This window comes from Flavobacterium sp. LPB0248 (assembly GCF_013388355.1).
Taxonomy (GTDB): domain Bacteria; phylum Bacteroidota; class Bacteroidia; order Flavobacteriales; family Flavobacteriaceae; genus Flavobacterium.
Window position 1 is genome coordinate 1,150,258 of the sequence record NZ_CP058246.1, and the last position, 18,977, is coordinate 1,169,234.

At 35.2% G+C, this 18,977-nt stretch carries 16 protein-coding genes; 11 read left to right on the top strand and 5 right to left on the bottom strand.

The window, feature by feature from the left end:
- The first annotated feature begins 27 nt into the window (after positions 1–27).
- The 3 genes from LPB248_RS04760 (at position 28) to LPB248_RS04770 (ending at position 3,072) form a co-directional block, all read left to right on the top strand.
- Positions 28–912, top strand: a complete 885-nt coding sequence (locus LPB248_RS04760) for a L,D-transpeptidase (protein ID WP_177210433.1) — start codon at positions 28–30, stop codon at positions 910–912.
- A 299-nt stretch (positions 913–1,211) separates the two neighbouring features.
- Positions 1,212–1,802, top strand: a complete 591-nt coding sequence (locus tag LPB248_RS04765) for a TetR/AcrR family transcriptional regulator (protein ID WP_177210434.1) — start codon at positions 1,212–1,214, stop codon at positions 1,800–1,802.
- A 130-nt stretch (positions 1,803–1,932) separates the two neighbouring features.
- A complete protein-coding gene (locus LPB248_RS04770) occupies positions 1,933–3,072 on the top strand; it encodes an FAD-dependent oxidoreductase (protein WP_177210435.1) in 1,140 nt (379 codons plus the stop codon).
- 225 nt (positions 3,073–3,297) lie between these two features.
- Here LPB248_RS04770 and guaB read toward each other — a convergent pair whose 3' ends face one another.
- From guaB to LPB248_RS04790, 4 genes are all read right to left on the bottom strand, one after another.
- Entirely contained in the window at positions 3,298–4,770 is a 1,473-nt protein-coding gene (gene guaB, locus LPB248_RS04775) for an IMP dehydrogenase (RefSeq protein WP_177210436.1), read from the bottom strand.
- A 275-nt stretch (positions 4,771–5,045) separates the two neighbouring features.
- On the bottom strand, positions 5,046–6,443 hold the full coding sequence (locus LPB248_RS04780; protein WP_177210437.1) for a DUF5723 family protein: 1,398 nt from the start codon (positions 6,441–6,443) through the stop codon (positions 5,046–5,048).
- Positions 6,440–6,991 carry a hypothetical protein gene (locus tag LPB248_RS04785; RefSeq protein WP_177210438.1) on the bottom strand — a complete coding sequence of 184 codons (552 nt, stop codon included), beginning with the start codon at positions 6,989–6,991 and terminating at the stop codon, positions 6,440–6,442. The genes LPB248_RS04780 and LPB248_RS04785 overlap by 4 nt, the downstream gene beginning before the upstream one ends.
- 77 nt (positions 6,992–7,068) lie before the next feature.
- Positions 7,069–7,935 (bottom strand): hydroxymethylglutaryl-CoA lyase, encoded by an 867-nt coding sequence (locus tag LPB248_RS04790; RefSeq protein WP_177210439.1) that lies wholly within the window; start codon positions 7,933–7,935, stop codon positions 7,069–7,071.
- A gap of 210 nt (positions 7,936–8,145) precedes the next feature.
- Between LPB248_RS04790 and LPB248_RS04795 the strand changes: the two genes are divergently transcribed.
- Both LPB248_RS04795 and LPB248_RS04800 read left to right on the top strand, forming a co-directional pair.
- Entirely contained in the window at positions 8,146–8,757 is a 612-nt protein-coding gene (locus LPB248_RS04795) for a hypothetical protein (protein ID WP_177210440.1), read from the top strand.
- On the top strand, positions 8,754–9,461 hold the full coding sequence (locus LPB248_RS04800; protein WP_177210441.1) for a DUF3307 domain-containing protein: 708 nt from the start codon (positions 8,754–8,756) through the stop codon (positions 9,459–9,461). Before LPB248_RS04795 ends, LPB248_RS04800 begins: the two co-directional genes overlap by 4 nt.
- On the opposite strand, the gene LPB248_RS04805 is transcribed toward LPB248_RS04800, so the two are convergent.
- Positions 9,456–10,490, bottom strand: a complete 1,035-nt coding sequence (locus LPB248_RS04805) for a quinone-dependent dihydroorotate dehydrogenase (protein ID WP_177210442.1) — start codon at positions 10,488–10,490, stop codon at positions 9,456–9,458. The genes LPB248_RS04800 and LPB248_RS04805 overlap by 6 nt on opposite strands.
- A 383-nt stretch (positions 10,491–10,873) precedes the next feature.
- Between LPB248_RS04805 and LPB248_RS04810 the strand changes: the two genes are divergently transcribed.
- The 6 genes from LPB248_RS04810 to pepT all read left to right on the top strand — a co-directional run bounded on the left by LPB248_RS04810 (position 10,874) and on the right by pepT (position 18,977).
- Positions 10,874–13,312, top strand: coding sequence for an arylsulfatase (locus LPB248_RS04810; RefSeq protein WP_177210443.1), 2,439 nt, complete (start codon positions 10,874–10,876; stop codon positions 13,310–13,312).
- Between the two features lie 120 nt (positions 13,313–13,432).
- Positions 13,433–14,017 carry a hypothetical protein gene (locus LPB248_RS04815; protein ID WP_177210444.1) on the top strand — a complete coding sequence of 195 codons (585 nt, stop codon included), beginning with the start codon at positions 13,433–13,435 and terminating at the stop codon, positions 14,015–14,017.
- 22 nt (positions 14,018–14,039) lie between these two features.
- Entirely contained in the window at positions 14,040–15,260 is a 1,221-nt protein-coding gene (locus LPB248_RS04820) for an OprO/OprP family phosphate-selective porin (RefSeq protein WP_177210445.1), read from the top strand.
- Between the two features lie 73 nt (positions 15,261–15,333).
- Complete coding sequence (locus LPB248_RS04825; RefSeq protein WP_177210446.1) at positions 15,334–16,332, top strand: DUF6515 family protein; 999 nt, start codon at positions 15,334–15,336, stop codon at positions 16,330–16,332.
- Positions 16,333–16,448: 116 nt separating this feature from the next.
- On the top strand, positions 16,449–17,582 hold the full coding sequence (locus LPB248_RS04830) for a formylglycine-generating enzyme family protein (protein ID WP_177210447.1): 1,134 nt from the start codon (positions 16,449–16,451) through the stop codon (positions 17,580–17,582).
- A 117-nt stretch (positions 17,583–17,699) separates the two neighbouring features.
- Entirely contained in the window at positions 17,700–18,977 is a 1,278-nt protein-coding gene (pepT, locus tag LPB248_RS04835) for a peptidase T (RefSeq protein ID WP_177210448.1), read from the top strand.

Here is an 18,977-nt window from a genome sequence, read left to right on the forward strand (position 1 = left end):
AACTTTATATTCATAAAAATTCGACCTATGAAAAAGTTATATTACACAGCAAACATACTACTGATCTTGATGTTGGTTTTATTAGGTTCATGTAAAAAAACCGATACCATCACACTGACTGAAAATAAAAAAGAGAAAAAAAAGGTAATTGAACACAAAAAGCCTGAAACGATTGGGTATCAAATCGAGAAAACCAAAGACTGGCTCAAGTTAAATGAAGCTGACAGTTCTAAAATGGATATTGTGTATGCATTGAATAGAACTGATAAAGCCAATTTCAAAAAACTAGATTCAGTTGTAATTCCGGCAGATTTTAGTGGTGATTTGGTTTATTACTTACCCTTTCCACTGCATGTTTCAGCATTAGAAGAAGTATCTAAAATTATCCTTTTTTCGTATCCTGCACAGGCTTTTGCCGCTTATGAAAATGGCGAATTGGTTCGTACAGGTCCAACTAATATGGGAAGAAAAAAAGACCCTACTCCTACTGGATTGTTTTTCACCAATTGGAAAGCTGAACAAACTACCAGTACATTTAATGACGAATGGGATTTAAAATGGAATTTTAATATTGAAAATAAATTGGGAGTCGGTTTTCATCAATATGCGCTTCCAGGATATCCAGCATCACATTCTTGCTTACGACTATTAGAAAAAGACGCTAAATACCTTTATAAATTTGCTGACGAATGGATTCTGAAGGATAAAGAAAATGTAAAAGTAAAAGGTACGCCGGTTATAGTTTTTGGAAGTTATAATTTTGATGGTCCAAAACCATGGCTGCAATTAACATCAGATCCCGAAGCTTTAAACATCTCTGAAGGTGATATTGAAAACATCGTAAATCCTTATTTAAAGGAAATCTTAGAGAATCAAAACCTAAGAGAAGCCGAGCCAACAAAAACTTTATAAAATATACTCTAAATACAGAATCAGCTGAAATGATAGAAAAATCGTTTCAGCTTTTTTTTATTTGCTATAAACGCAAAATTTGGCTGAAGCCTCTCATGCAATTATTATAAACATCCAGCTAAAGCTGGAGGCAATTCATATTTTCAAACCTTTGAACCTTTATCTCTTTGCACCTTTGAACCCCCAAAAAAAACTCAGCACCTCAGCACCTTAGAATCTTAGCATCTCAAAAAAAATAATAAATAAGCGATCGTTCATTTATTATTATTCGTATCTTTGTGCCATAATCAATTAGAATTATGAGAACTAGAGACACAAATAAAGAGGAAATTGTAAAACAAAAAGCAATAGAAATGATTGTTACGCAAGGCGTAGAAGGTTTCGGAATGAATCGTCTTGCTAAAGAATGCGGTATTTCTGTCGCGACACTTTATATCTATTATTCAGACAAAGAGGATCTGATTCGTAAAATCGGAATTGAAATTGGTCAAAATTTCTTTGAAAAGATGTTTGATGGTTTTTCTACAGATATGTCTTTTAGAGATGGATTACGAAATCAATGGGAAAATCGTATTTATTTTAATCTAAATTTTACTCAACAAGCTACCTGTTTTGAACTTTTAAGACATTCTACTCATGGCGATGCAATTATACAAGAAGTAACAGGAAAGTATAAGCAAATGATGACCGAATTTATGCTTTTGGCCATTGAGCGAAAAGAACTCATTTCTGTTCCTTATGAAATATTTTGGAGTATTGCTTACGGATCACTTTATTCTCTTTTAGAATTTCATCGAGACGGAAAATCCATGTCTGGAAAATCTTTTGTTCTTAATGATAAGATTAAAAATGAAGCTTTCAATTTAGTCCTAAAAGCTCTAACTCCATGATTTTTCAATTTCAATCACAATTTCAAAAATCAATTACAATTAAAAAACTTAATTTCAAAAATTCCAAATTCAAATAATTTGTCACTCTGAGCGAAGTCGAAGAGCACTTACAATATTAATATCAATAAAAATGAAAACTTCAATTATAGAAAATAAAAAAATTGCCATTATTGGCGGTGGACCAGTTGGATTAACAACTGCAAGAATTTTACAAATAAACGGTGCTGATGTTACAGTTTACGAAAGAGACATTAATGCACAAGCCAGAACGTCAGGAGGAACTCTAGATATTCACTCCGATTCTGGTCAATACGCCATTCAGAAAGCGGGTTTGATGGATGAATTTTACCAATATGCGAGACCAACTGGCGAAAAAATGGCTGACATAGATGGAAATATCACTTCTGATGAAATGTCAGACGAAACCAATGCCTTTTCACGTCCAGAAATTGATCGAAATGATCTTAGAAAAATTATGCTGGACAATCTTAAAGAAAATACCGTTGTTTGGGACAGTCAATTGATTAATCTCGAAAAACATGAAAACCAATATATTTTGGAATTTAAAAACGGCACAAAAACAACTGCAGATTTTGTTATTGTGGCAAATGGAGGAAGATCAAACGCTAGAAAATTTGTAAGCGATCAAGAACCTCAACTTTCTGGAACTTATATTATTCAGGGTGAAATTGTAAATCCGGATCAAGATTATCCTGAATTTAAACCGAAATACGGAAACGGAAATGTTATGGCAATGGGCGAACATAAAATGTTCTACACACATACTATGCGGGATGGTTCTGTTCACTTTGGCGTTTCTTTTAAAGCAGATGAAGATTGGATTTCGAACCACGGAATCAATTTTGAAGACGATCAATCTGTAATTTCTTTTTTAAACGAAACTTTTGAGAACTGGGGTGATGATTATAAAAAATTCTTTGCTGTTTCTACTGAATTTTCTGGTTTGCCTTTAAGATTATTCTCTTTAGAAGAACCTTGGAAAGAACATTCAAATATTACGCTTGTTGGTGACGCAGCTCACTTAATGCCACCATTTGCTGGCGAAGGTGTAAATATGGGACTATTTGATGCTTTCCATTTAACCGAGAATTTAACCAACGGAAAATTTGAAACCATTGACGAAGCAATTGCTGATTACGAAAAGAAAATGTTTGGTTACGCTCTAGAAGCACAACGTATGACAAAGAAAATGGAAGATTTACTGCATTCCGATATTGTTGCCGACGATATTTTGAATAGCAGATTTTAAATTAGATAAAGCCCCAGCGGGGCAAAATATTTATAGAATTTCATTAACAAATTAAAGAAGCTCCAGCGGAGCGACATATATCAGATCTAAGATAATATGTCGCTCCGATGGAGCTTTGTATTGTAAACGTCTCATTTTCTCTATAAATATTTTGCTTCTCCGAAGCTTATAAAAAAAGGAGTTGTCTTTTTGAGACAACTCCTTTTTTTTATGATACACCCTAAATTATCTAGAATAATTTGGAGCTTCTTTTGTAATTGTTACGTTATGTGGGTGACTTTCAGTGATTCCGCTTGAAGTGATTCTCACGAAACGTCCTGTCTCCTGTAAAGTAGGAATATCTTTTGAACCACAGTATCCCATACCTGCACGAAGACCTCCAATAAACTGAAGCATACTTTCGTTTAATTCCCCTTTGTAAGGAACACGTCCAACGATTCCTTCTGGAACTAATTTCTTAACGTCGTCTTCAACATCTTGGAAATAACGGTCTTTAGATCCTGTTTGCATTGCTTCAACAGATCCCATTCCGCGGTAAGATTTGAATTTTCTTCCTTCAAAAATGATAGTTTCTCCTGGAGATTCTTTTGTTCCTGCTAATAATGAACCTAACATTACACAGTCAGCACCTGCAGCGATTGCTTTAGGAATATCTCCTGTATAACGAATTCCACCATCGGCAATAACTGGAACTCCAGTTCCTTTGATAGCCGCAGCAACTTCTAAAACCGCTGAGAATTGTGGAAAACCAACACCTGCAACGATACGTGTAGTACAGATAGAACCAGGTCCGATTCCAACTTTTACTCCATCAGCACCATTTTCTACTAAATATTTAGCAGCTTCTGGCGTTGCAATGTTTCCAACCACAACATCTATTTGAGGGAATTTTGATTTTACTTCTTTCAATACATTCACTACACCTTCTGTATGTCCGTGAGCTGTATCGATAATAATAGCATCTACACCAGCAGCAACTAAAGCTTCAGCTCTTTGAACTGCATCTCCAGTAACTCCAATTGCAGCAGCAACTCTTAAACGACCAAAAGAATCTTTATTAGCGATTGGCTTTTGAGTCAGTTTTGTAATATCTCTAAACGTAATTAGACCTACTAATTCGTTTTTATCGTTTACAACTGGTAATTTTTCGATTTTATGACCTTGTAAAACAACTTCTGCCTGCTCTAATGAAGTTCCTTCAGAAACTGTTACTAAGTTTTGGCTTGTCATAACCTCAGCAATTGGTCTTGCTCCGTTTTTCTCGAAACGTAAGTCACGATTGGTAACAATTCCTTTAAGAATTCTGTTTTCGTCAACGATTGGAATACCGCCGATTCCGAATTCTTTCATAGCATTTTTAGCATCAGCAATTGTAGAGTTCATTGGTAAAGTTACCGGATCGATAATCATACCTGCTTCTGCACGTTTTACTTTTCGAACTTTTCCTGCTTGCTGTTCGATAGTCATATTTTTATGTAAAACACCAATTCCGCCTTCTTGTGCCATAGCGATTGCCATTGCACTTTCTGTAACTGTATCCATCGCAGCTGATACAATTGGAACGTTTAATGTAATGTTTTTTGAGAATCTTGATTTAATGCTCACTTCGCGAGGAAGCACATTCGAGTAGTTAGGTACTAATAATACATCGTCGTAAGTTAAACCTTCGCCGATAATCTTGGAGTTGTGTGCTATCATGGTGCAATTTCTAGTTGAATTGCGTGCAAATATAGTGAATAAATTGGTAACTTGAATACTAACTTATTCATAAATTTGACTTTACACGAATCGTCTTACAAAATAATATGTCCTAGCCCAGATAGAAATGGAAAGCCACGAAAAGCTAAAATGCTTTTTTTTCTGGCTTAAAAAAGCGACCAAAGGAAGCTCTTTTTATGCCTTGAAAAAAAGTATTTTGGCTCGAGTGCTTGAAATGGATAGCTGGAAAAGGCTTATAATTATTACCTAAAAGACTAATCGTCCTTGTCTTGAAAAACAAAATTGATTCCGAGTTGAAAGGCTGCGCTGCTGGCTTTGGAAATATCTTTATATTCTAAAACATTATTAACTAGAGCATAGATATTAACTGGACCTAGTGTTCCTGCAAGTCCTAAGCCAATGTTTTTATTTGAAAAAGTATCTAGGGTATAAGTTGCTTTAAGATCTAGTTTTTTAAAAATATTTCTTCTGTAAAAAGCTGTTATAGCAAATAAAGGCACTCGAGGCGCAGACATTGCAAAGAACTGTGCTCCTACCGCATTTTTATAATATTTATCGACTTTTCCGTGACAATTACATTCGTCATCAGGACGCGCTTCTCCAAATGAATATTGAATAGAAGAATAAATTTTTGTTGGGCGCCAGGTTGTATACTTATGGTATAAGGTATCTCTTGGTATTGCTTTGTCAAATTCGTCGAAGACATTTTCTGGATCATCAGAACCCAAAAAATCAGGATTAGCGCCATTGTAACGATAGGTTCCTTTATATGTTAGGGTTTCAATATCTTTAGATTGCCTTACAAAACCTAAATCTACAATACTTGCTGTAAACTGCAAATTGTCTTTTATATAATAGGTAATTCCTGCATCTACTCCTAAACCAAGACTTCCGTTAAAAAAAGTATTATTGGCAAGATCACGAGCTATATTTCCGTCATATTCATCCTTCGTAAAACTTGCAATTCCAGAGGTTTTTAATTCTAAATTGGAAGAAATAACCTGATTGTAAAGATTTGGAGTTCCTGTTTGTTGGCCTGTGTATATGTAACCAGAATTTTTTGTCGAAGTAGCATTTGCACCGCTTGAGTAAATTTTGGCTCGTCCTCCGTAAACAAACTTATCATTTACTTTTTTATGAAATCCAACATGAAAAACAGAAAGCACTTCGGCTTTCATATTCAAATCGCCTAGATTGAATGATTTACCAATATAATCTCTGTTTCCGTTTAAAGCTAACAAAGCCAAATCTTTTGGAACAAACATAAAAAAATCGAATTCCTGATACAGACCAAACGTAATGTAAGAACGGCTTTCTCTGCCACCAATTCTAAATCCGCCAGAAAACAATTCCAATTGCTGATTTGTAACTACTTTATCATTACTAGAAGATTTATTGACAACATCTCTCACTTTCTGATTAAAATCGACTCCATCTTTTGAAAATAGATCATAAGCCGAGAAACTGCTGGAGCCTACATTCGCAGAAATTCCAGATAAAACCGGAAATCCAAAATAATATTTATACGAAACATCAGCTCCCGGATTTACAAGTGAAGATTGCGGGATTGAAGTAAAGTTATATAACAACTCTCTGTTTTGAGCAAAACAAGAAAGATGAAAAAATAAGCAAAGAATTAGGGTTTTTCTCATTCAATTACCAAATAAGCCGTTGCACTTGATCTTAATTTTAAATTTCCTAGACTCTCACTATTTAATGGAGGTCCGGCAGCAATTACTACCACAAAGCCATTTTTTTGGGTTTGCTTTAAAAAATCTAATCGCGCGTTTTCAAAAACTTCTGTTGGGTATTTTATAACATTTGGTGTTCCTGTATAGGCGGGAACGGTAAAGGATAGGGTTTGTAAAATCTGATTCCCTTCGCTAAGCAAGAGCATATTTATAACAAAAGAACGATTTATATTGTTTTCAATTTCAAAATCAAATTCGGCTTTTTTAAGACGCTCATTAAAAAATTTATTTTTAAAAATATCAAAATCTCTTACGTCGGGATAAATATTAGTTCCGCCATCGTCTACAAGTTTGTTTGCTGGAATATCAAAATAAGCAAGGTTTGCTACAAATACAGGTTCGATTTTAAAATCGTTTACCTGATCAAAATCTAAGTCGCTTGAGCAGGAAAATAATAGAAAAACTGAAAAAAATATACTTGAAATTTTACTTAGCGAGCTTGATCTCATGAGAATAATTATATCAATACTAATGTAACGTTTAATGTTTACAAACCGTATCGAAGGTAAGAAAATATAACTATTTTTTAATGAAACTTTCCGAACAATTTTGAAGCTTCGTTGTAAGCGCTTTCGAAGCTAAGAGAATTAAGTCCGGTTATTTTTTTATTTGCAGTAAAATAAGAAACAAGCTTTTCTGTCGGCATATTCCCTGTTAATTTATCGGTTGCCATTGGGCAGCCACCAAAACCTTGAATAGCGCCATCAAAACGTATACAGCCTGCTTTTGCTGCGGCGTCAATTTTTTCGAACCAGCTGTCTGGCGTGGTATGAAGATGGGCACCAAATTCAATTTCAGGATATTTGGGAATTAAATCCGAAAACAAATAGGTTATTACTTCTGGTGTAGACGTTCCGACAGTATCAGAAAGCGATAAAATTTTTACGCCCATTCCTGCCAATTTTTCTGTCCATTCTGCAACAATTTCAACATTCCAAGGATCTCCATACGGATTACCAAATCCCATAGAAAGATAAGTTACAACCTCTTTCTTTTTTTTATCAGCCACTTCAAGAATCTCTTCGAGTGTAATTAGAGACTCTGCAATTGTTTTGTGTGTGTTACGCATTTGAAAGTTTTCTGAAATAGAAAATGGAAAACCTAGATATTGAATCTGCTCATAATTTGCAGCTGTTATAGCGCCTTGTGTATTGGCAATGATAGAAAGCAGTTTACTGGACGTCTGCGACAAATCAAGCTGTTCTAGAACTTCGGCAGTATCCTGCATTTGCGGAATAGCTTTTGGAGAAACAAAACTTCCAAAATCAATAGTATCAAAGCCAACTCGCAACAAAGCTTGTATGTAAGTAACTTTATTTTTTGTTGGAATAAAATCCTTAATGCCTTGCATGGCATCTCGAGGGCATTCGATAATTTTGATTTCTTTACTCAAAGCTTATTCTTTTGTAAAGGCTAAGTTAGTTTCTTTTTTAATGAAATAAAAGAGAATTTTAGCGCAATCCTATTTATTACAAAATATTGCAATAGTTTTCATTATTACCAAAAAATGTAATATTTTAAAATATTACCAAAAAACGTAATAATTAATTTTATTACTTATATTTGTAATAGAAAGTTTATTATTTTTTAATTATATTTGATTATGACTAGTGTAATTACAGGTGACATAATTGGCTCGAGACAGCAATCTGAACATTGGGTTGAAGATTTAAAAAAAATCTTGGCTCCATTTGGTCATACGCCAAGTCAGTGGGAGATTTATCGTGGAGATGAGTTTCAAGTTGAAGTAACCAATCTTGAAGATGCATTACTAATTGCTGTTTTAATAAAAGCTCATTTACGATCTATAAAATCTGATGCCCGTATGAGTATTGGTTTTGGGGATAAAACACATCAAGCTGAACGAATTTCTGAAAGCAATGGTTCTGCTTTTATACACTCGGGAGAACTTTTTGAAACTTTAAAAAAACAGAAAGTCACCTTAGCGCTTCGAACTGGAAATAGGGATTTTGACGAAAAATTGAATTTAATGCTGCAATTGGCGTTAACTTTCATGGATAGCTGGCTGGTACAGTCGGCAGAATTTGTCACTGTCGCCATTGAAAATCCGACTTTGTCTCAAGAAGAATTAGGACAAAAATTAGGCATTAACCAAGCTGCCGTGAGTCGAAGACAAAAACGTGCTCAGTTTGATTTGGTTATGAATTTAGATCGCTATTTTAGAAAACAAATAAAACAACTTACAACCTCATGATTTTATTTATAAAACTGCTTCTCGCTCATTTGTTAGGTGATTTTATATGGCAACCCAATTCCTGGGTCGCCGACAAGGAAATTAAAAAACACAAAAGTATTTACCTGTATATCCATATTTTACTGCATGGAGTTTTAGCAGCAATTTTAGTGGGCGAAATCAGCTTTATTCCTTACGCTATTTTAATTGCTGTTACACACGGAATTATCGATTTAATCAAACTGAATTTTCAGAAAAAGAAAACCAAAAGAACTTGGTTTGTTGTCGATCAAATTGCGCATATTCTTGTTCTAATTGGCGTAGCGCTTCTTTATGAAAACAAAACCATAATCAACTTTTGGCAAAATAATGCATTCTGGATTCTCATTACCGGAATTTTATTGCTAACTAAACCTACCTCTATTTTTATAAAAACCATCATTTCAATATGGGCTCCTGAAAGCAGAAACAGCCATCAGGATAATTCTCTGATAGCTGCTGGAAATTATATTGGTATTTTAGAACGTTTGTTTGTTTTCGGTTTTATTTTAACCGGACATTTTGAGGCGATCGGATTTCTATTGGCCGCCAAATCTATTTTCAGATTCGGAGATTTAAAAGAAGCCAAAGACAGAAAATTGACCGAATATGTAATGATCGGAACTTTAATCAGTTTTGGAATTGCAATACTTGCCGGATTATCCGTTCAAGCTTTACTCTTATAATTGCTCTAAAACTTTTTTGTTGATGGCTTTTATCAATGCTGGCCCTTCGTAAATAAATCCAGTATACAGTTGCACCAAACTTGCACCTGCATTTAGTTTTTCAATCGCATCATCTGCAGAATGAATTCCTCCTACTCCAATAATTGGGAATGCTTTATTGCTTTTTTCAGAAAGAAAACGAATGACTTCTGTTGAACGTTTCGTTAAAGGTTTTCCAGACAAACCTCCAGTTTCTGTTTGATTGGCAGATTGTAATCCTTCTCTTGAAATTGTAGTATTTGTAGCAATTACACCTGCAATCTGAGTTGTTTTTACAATATCAATAATATCCAATAATTGCTCGTCTGTTAAGTCTGGAGCAATTTTTAAAAGAATTGGTTTTATTTTTTGAGTGCTTGTTTTTTGCTTTTCAACATTTCTGTTCTGCAAAGTTTGCAGTAAAGCCGTTAACGGTTCTTTATCTTGTAGAGCTCTCAAATTTGGTGTATTTGGCGAACTTACATTCACTACAAAATAATCTACATGATTAAACAAAGCGTCGAAACAAATGATATAATCTTTTACTGCATCCTCATTATCGGTTACTTTATTTTTTCCGATATTTCCTCCAATCAAAACACCCGAATTCTTTTTCAAACGTTCTACAGCTTCTAGAACACCGCCATTATTAAATCCCATTCGGTTAATAATCGCTTGATCTTCTTTTAAACGGAACAAACGTTTCTTCGGATTTCCTTCTTGTCCAACTGGCGTTACAGTTCCAATTTCGATAAAACCAAAACCAAAATCACCAAGTTCTTTATACAGCTTTGCATCTTTATCAAAACCAGCCGCAAGTCCAACTGGGTTTTTAAATTTAATTCCGAAAACTTCTCTTTCTAATCGAGCATCTTTTACTTCATAAATTGATCTTATAATTGCCGAAACTCCCGGGATTTTTGAAATGAATTTTACAAAAGAAAAAGTAAAATAATGCACTTTTTCGGGATCAAAACAAAAAAGTATCGGGCGAATTATCAATTTATACATAAGAGTTGTGTTGTTGTTATTTTGGCTGCAAATTTAAATATTATAGTTTAAAAAGGTGTCTTTTTGCGAAAACAAATCATTTTCTTTTTGTTTGATTTTTCCGCTCATAAATAAAACTATTCTTAAAACAAAGAGCCTCCATTGTTATAGAACTTGTTTTTTATGTTGCAAATTATAAAATGAAACCACTTAAATCTATTCAAAATATCCTTCCAAGCTTAGAATGTCTAAATTTGAGAGATTACATTTTAAAAACTACAAGCCAGTAAAAATATTTCAATTCAGAGAAGACTAAAATTCGATTTTTTTTCAGATTATTTTTTATAACCAAAAGTTCAACAAACTGCCTCGGACAAGATCAATAATAATTAATAACTTAAATCATGAAAGTCAGCAAACAATTCATTCTGAAAAGTATTTTCACACTACTATTTTGCCTTTCATTAGGCTTAACCTCAAAATTAGCTGCACAAGCTGATCCTCAACAGGTAACCAAAGAAACTTTTAAAGGCAAAATAGCATTAGATGTACGTGATTCAAAAGAAGACTGGACACCGTATTCTCCTAAAAAAGCTCCTGCAGGATCTCCAAATATCTTATTTATTTTATATGATGATACCGGACTTGCTGCTTGGTCACCTTATGGTGGGGCTATCAATATGCCGACCATGCAAAGACTAGCCGATAACGGAATCACCTATTCACAATGGCATACTACAGCCTTGTGTTCTCCAACAAGATCAACATTATTAACAGGAAGAAATCATCATCTTAATGGTATGGCAGCGATTACAGAAGCTGCTGCTGGTTTTCCTGGCGGAAGCGGACGACTGCCAAAACAAGTTGCTACAATTGGACAAATTCTACAAGATAACGGTTGGAGTACTTTCTGGATAGGAAAAGATCATAATGTTCCTGAGCAGGATGTAGCTTCAGGGGGAGATCGAAGCACTTGGCCTTTGCAAATGGGATTTGATCGTTTTTACGGATTTCTTGGTGGAGAAACCAATCAATGGTATCCAGACTTAGTAGAAGACAACCATTTTGTTGAACCTCCGAAAACTCCAGAAGAAGGCTATCATTTATCTCAGGACTTAGCAGATCATGCATTAGAGTTCCTTAAAGATCAAAAAGCGACAAACCCTTCTAAACCTTGGTATATGTGGTATTGTCCTGGTGCCAATCATGCTCCGCATCAAGCTCCTGAGGAATATATCGCAAAATATAAAGGCAAATTTGATGAAGGTTATGATGCTTACCGCAAATGGGCATTGCCAAGAATGATTGCAAAAGGAGTAATCCCGAAAGGAACTACTTACGCAAATTTCAATCCGCTTCCTCCTGGCGTTGCAAATCCAGGTGACGAAGTATTAGATTGGAATAAATTAAGCGCTGATGAGAAAAAATTATTCTCAAGATTAGCTGAAGTTTATGCCGGATTCTCTGAATATACCGATGCTCAGGTTGGCCGTATAATTGATTATTTAGAGCAAACTGGCCAATTAGAAAATACTGTTGTTATTTATGCTGCCGATAATGGAGCTTCAGGCGAAGGTTCACCAACAGGATCTGTAAACGAGAATAAATTCTTTAACGGCTATCCTGATGAATTAAAAGAGAACTTAAAATATATTGACAAATTAGGAAGCCCAGATACTTACGAACATTATCCTACTGGTTGGGCTGCAGCGTTTTCTACTCCTTTTAAAATGTTTAAAAGATACAGTGAATATGCTGGAGGAACTTGTGATCCTTTAGTGATTTCATGGCCAAAAGGAATAAAAGCAAAAGGAGTTGTTCGTGACCAATTTCATCATTCAACTGATATTGTACCTACAATATTGGACATTTGTGGTCTAGAAATGCCAAAAACATATAGAGGCGTTCCACAATACCCATTATCTGGAGTTTCTATGCGCTACACATTTGATGCTGCTCCGAATACAAAAACACAAAAACACATTCAGTACTTTGCCATGTTAGGAAGCCGAGCTTTATGGAAAGATGGCTGGAAAGCTGTTGCTCTGCATACTCCATTGGTAGGAAAAGGCAACTTTGACAAGGACGAATGGGAATTATACAATACGGATATTGACCGAGCAGAAGTAAATAATTTAGCTAAAAAATATCCGGATAAATTAAAAGAACTAATTAAAGACTGGAATGATGAAGCTGCTAAAAATTTAGTATTGCCTCTTGATGACCGTTCCGCAATCGAAGTTTTAGGAATTGAAAGACCTTCTTCTGAACCACCTCGTGATCTTTATAAATATTATCCTAAAACATCACCTGTCCCAGAAGGAGTTGCTGTGAATGTTCGTGGACGTTCTTATAAAATTTTAGCAGACGTTGACATAAAAGACGCCAACGCTTCAGGAGTACTTTTTGCACATGGTTCTCGTTTTGGAGGTCACACACTATTTGTTAAAGACAAAAAATTAAATTATGTCTACAATTTCTTAGGAATTGCTCCTGAACAAAAATTCACTTCAAATGTGCCTATCACAACAGGAAAACATGTTTTTGGAATGGAGTTTACACGTGAAAAAGCAGGGCCAAATGGCGAATCTCTTGGAACAATGAAATTATATATTGATGGTAAAGAAGTTGCTTCTGGACCAATGAGAACACAATCTGGTAAATTTACACTTGCCGGAGACGGACTTTGTGTTGGATTTGACAGCGGAGATTCTGTAAGCAAAGAATACAAAACTCCAGGTACTTTTAAAGGCGGTGAAATCATTGGTGTTGGCGTTAGTGTTGGAAAAATTGAATATACTGACTTAAACAACGAAGCAAAAAGAGCTTTAGGAAGAGATTAATAAATTAAAGAGAAATTTAAAAGAGGTATCTAATGAACATAATAATGGACAGTAATACCTCTTTTTCCTTTATAATTAATGCAAGGCAATAAAAGAATGTTTCTTTAAGAGTAAATCAAAATGTTCGATAACAATTATTATATAAAAAACTTCCTTGTAATTCTAATTTCTTTAATCAGCTGCTTTTTTTCGACTAAAATTAAGGCTCAAGAACATGAGGAAAAGACTTTTAGCCCGCATCATCAAATCGGAATTTCTATTAATCATGTTCATGTTTTTGAAGGCCGAGATGAAGAAGGAAATCGTGAGACGTTAACTCTTCCGGCGTGGGGAATTGATTATACTTATCAATTTCATGAAAAATGGGCAATTGGTCTACATACCGATTTTATTGTTGAGAAATTCAAAGTAGAAAAAGTGTATGAAAGCGGAAATGACAAAGAAACCGTAGAAAGAAGTTATCCTATTGCTCCTGCTCTAATGGGAATTTATAAACCTAATGAGCATTGGAGTTTTCTTTTAGGATTTGGAGGTGAATTTGCCAAAGAAGAAGATTTTTTCCTGACCAGAGCAGGAGTTGAATATGGATACGAACTCCCTAAAGGATGGGAAATTTTTGGCACTACAAGCTACGATTTCAAATGGAATGCTTATGACAGCTGGGGAATTGGTTTAGGAATCGCAAAAAATTTTGGAGGAAAATAATTTATACCAACCTATTGATCTTATGTACAGCACAAATAAACCAAATCGCATTTCTAAATATTCCCTCTTAGTTTTTCTTTTACTAATTGGTTTCAAAGGATTTTCGCAGCAAGAAAAGGACACTACCAAACTAATGAATGTTCGTTATGGCAGTAAAGGAATTGAATTAGAAACTAGAGACAAGAAATTTCTATTCCAATTGGCAAGCCGACTTCAATTTCGTTTTTCAACACCAAATGACACAGACCCTTTAACTTATGATGATTATAGTCAAGATGCTAAAACGACTTTTAAAATAAATCGTGCCAGATTAAAAATTGGCGGTCATGCTTTTGAACCTTGGCTTAAATATTATTGGGAATACGAATTAAGCCAGTCCAATTTACTTGATTTTAGAATTATGGTCGAAAAATGGGATTTTCTGAGCTTTAAAGTTGGGCAATGGAAAACGGAATTTACGCGAGAACGCTTTATTAGCAGTGGCGAACAGCAGATGGTTGATCGATCATTAATTAACCGTCCCTTTACTGTAGACCGACAATTGGGAGTTGAAGTTTACGGACACTTAAAAGGTGCTGGAATTGCCGATTTTAATTATTGGGCTGCAGCTTTGACAGGAACAGGACGAGGAAGCACTTCTAATGACGATAATCATTTAATGTATTTTGGAAGAGCACAATGGAATTTTCTTGGAAGATTTCTTGATTTCGAAGGCTGTGATTTAGAATTTCATGAAAAACCAACTCCAATTATCGCCTTTTCTGCCATCACAAACCGAAGTCCTTATACTCGTTTCTCGCAAGCCGGTGGAGGTTCTCTCGACGGATTTGAAGATGGTTTGCCAGGACAATACAGAGTCAATCAATGGAATTTAGAAAGTGCTTTTATGTATCGCGGTTTTTCTTGGCAGAGCGAATGGCATACCAAAGAAATTATAGACAAATACAATAATAATGATATGACTGTAATGAAAGGCTATTATGTTCAAGCTGGATATTTCTTCCATAATATTTTTGAATGGTGGCCAAAACATTTAGAAATGGCTGGACGACATGCCGCCTATAGACCTGACAATTCTATAAGAGAAAATAGACAAGACGAGTCTACTTTGGCATTTAACTGGTTTTTTAAAGGACATAAAAACAAACTAACTTCAGAGGTAAGTTATTTTAGTTTTCAAGATAAAACACTTCCTTTACAAGAAGGGTGGCGATTTAGAATACAATGGGATATCTCATTATAATTCAAACTTTTAATTCATTAATTCAAAACCAACATTTTTTTTTCATAACTTTAAATCACATAAATTGCTGAATATGAAAAATATATCGAAAACAGTAAAAAAACTGGCACTTTTAATGTGTTTGACCGGAACTTTTTTGTTTATTTCTGTTGACAGTTTAGCACAGCGTCATCGTGGCGGCGGAGGTGGCGGCGGATTTAACAGAGGCGGTGGCGGAGCAGCTACACATACTCGTCAAGCTAGACCTGCTACACAATCTAGACCAAATGTGAGTAGACCTACCACAACAAGACCTACAGCAACGACTAGACCAGCTGCAACTAGACCTGGAGCAAATAACTCAGGAACTAAAATAAATAGACCTTCTAACAATTCCAACAGAAACAATACGGTAAATAGAAATAATACTGTAAACAGAAACAATGTTGGAAACAGAAACACCAACATAAGCGGCAATAACGTTAACAGAAACAGAAATAACGTCAACATCAATGTTAACAATAGTGTTCATGTTCGCAATAATCGAAATACAGTAGTTCGTCCTGGATATAGACCATATACACGTCCACCTTATGTATACGGTGGTTACAGATACAATTGCTACCATCCTTATTATCCACGTCCTTACAGACCTTTTTATTGGGGACCAGTTTGGCATCCTTGGGGATTTTTTGTTGCAACTCTAGCAACTACAGCGATTATTGTTAGTGTGGAAAATCAGAAATACCACTACGACCAAGGAGTTTGGTATACCTCGACAAATGGCGGTTATACTGCTGTACCTGCACCAGTTGGCGGAACTGTAAACAACATTCCGAGTGGAGCAGAAACAGTCAATACGGGAACAGTCAATAATTACTATTACGGAGGAACCTATTACGAAAAAGACGGTGGAAAATATACTGTCGTTGCTCCTACTGCTGGAACAATTGTAGAAAACTTGCCTGAAGGCGGAGAAGAAGTGACAATTGGAGATGTAAAATATGTAAAATTTGGCGAAACCTATTACCAGCCTGTACAAGTTGATGGCAAAGATAAATATGAAGTAGTTCAAGTTGAGAAAGAAAGTTAACCAACTTTAAACGATTAATTCTATAGATTAAATAGAATTTTATATATTTGGATATAAAAAACTTTTTTTTTAAAGTTTATTCTTACATTTGATAAGTAATTTTTAAATTAACCAAAATGAAAACTAAAACCTTCTGGATCTTTGCTTTACTCACATTATCCATTATTTCAATTGCTTACAGTTATACCAGATTTACAGATAAAGCAGAAAAAACAGCTGTCGAATGTCATGAAACTCCAAGTACTACTGCAGAATCTGAATTTAAACCAACTGTCGAAAATAAATTTAAACCGACAGAAAAAGCTCCGAAAGGCATGGTTTGGATTCCTGGAGGAGAATTTTCAATGGGAACAAATGTAGAAGATGAAAGTTTATGCAGTATTAAAGGCGTTACTAAAGATGCGGCTCCAATACATAGAGTTTATGTTGATGGATATTATATGGATGAAACTGAAGTCACCAATGAAGAATTCGAAAAATTTGTAAAAGCTACAGGTTATGTAACTGTTGCCGAACAAAAACCAACAAAAGAAGAATTTCCGACAGCAAATGAGGAAGATCTAGTTACTGGTTCTGTTGTCTTTACTCCTACTCCTTCAGCGGTTAATCTGAACAATTTCTTGCAATGGTGGCGTTACGAACCAGGCGCAGATTGGAGACATCCAGACGGTCCGCAGAGCACTATTAAAGGAAAAGAAAAATATCCGGTTGTGCATGTTGTATACGAAGATGCGGTGGCTTATGCTAAATGGGCTGGAAAAAGATTGCCAACAGAAGCAGAATGGGAGTTTGCGGCACGCGGTGGCAAAACAGGAAATCTTTATGCTTGGGGTAATGATTTAAAACCTAAAGGAAAATTTCAAGCTAATATTTACCAGGGGCATTTCCCTATTAAAGATGGTGATACTGGAGAAGATGGTTTTAAAGGCATTGCTCCAACAGCACAATACGCTCCAAACGCATACGGTTTGTATGACATGGCTGGAAATGTATGGGAATGGGTAAACGACTGGTACAGCGTTGACTATTACAAATCATTAGCAGAAAGCGGGAAAGTAACAAAAAATCCACAAGGACCTAGCGCTTATTATGATCCTAGTGATCCAAGCGAAATAAAACGAGTTCATCGCGGTGGTTCATTCTTGTGTACAGACCAATACTGCACTCGATACATGGTGGGAACAAGAGGAAAAGGCGAAATCAGATCGGCTGCTAACCATGTTGGCTTTAGATGCGTAAAAAGCAAATAGCAAACTTAAAATACTAGAAAGGGATTCGACAACGAATCCCTTTTTTTATTAATTCAGATATGGAAAGCTAAATTTCGTAGCAGAAAAATTTTCTATATTTGCTAAAAATCTAAAAAAATGCAACATATCATAGATCGTTTTATCAGTTATGTAACAATTGATACTGAATCGGATCCAAATTCACAAACCACTCCAAGCACACAAAAACAATGGAATCTTGCCAACAAATTAGTTGAAGAACTAAAAGCAATTGGACTTGAAGAGGTGACTATAGACGACAAAGCTTACATCATGGCAACACTTCCTAGCAATGTTGATCATGAAGTGCCAACGATTGGTTTTGTTTCTCACTTTGATACTTCGCCAGACTTTAGCGGAGCAAATGTAAAACCGCAGATTGTTGAAAATTACAACGGAAAAGATATCATTTTGAATGCCGAGAAAAATATTGTTTTATCTCCTGATTACTTTAAAGATTTATTATTATATAAAGGTCAAACCATCATTACAACTGACGGAACAACTTTATTAGGAGCTGATGACAAAGCTGGAATTACTGAAATTGTTTCGGCAATGGAATACCTGATTCAGCATCCTGAAATCAAACACGGAAAAATCAGAATCGGATTTACACCAGATGAAGAAATCGGACGTGGCGCACATCATTTTGATGTTGAAAAATTCGGAGCGCAATGGGCTTACACAATGGACGGAAGCCAGATTGGTGAATTAGAATATGAAAATTTCAATGCAGCTGGAGCTAAAATTACTTTTAAAGGAAAAAGCGTTCACCCAGGTTATGCAAAAGGAAAAATGATCAATTCTATGCTTTTAGCAAACGACTTTATCAATGAACTTCCGAAAGGCGAAACTCCACAAGAAACTAAAGGCTATGAAGGTTTCTTCCACGTTCATCATATCAAAGGAAACATCGAAGAAACAGTTTTAGAATTGATTATTCGTGATCACAACAGAAAGAAATTCGAAAAAAGAAAAGAATTGATTCATAAGTTGGCGAAACAATTCAATAAAAAATTTGCAAAGAAATTTGGCGAAGATATTGTGATCGCCGAAGTAAAAGATCAATATTACAATATGAAAGAAAAGGTTCTACCTGTAAAATATATTGTAGATATTGCTGAAAAAGCAATGAGAGAATTGAACATCAAACCGATCATTAAGCCAATTCGTGGCGGAACGGACGGTTCTCAATTATCATTTATGGGATTGCCTTGTCCGAACATTTTTGCGGGCGGACATAACTTCCACGGAAAATACGAATATGTGCCTGCAGAAAGCATTCAGAAAGCAACTGATGTTATTGTAAAAATTGCCGAACTGACTGCTATTCCAGGAATTTTTGATGCACCAGAAAAATCTAAAAGAAAAAGATAA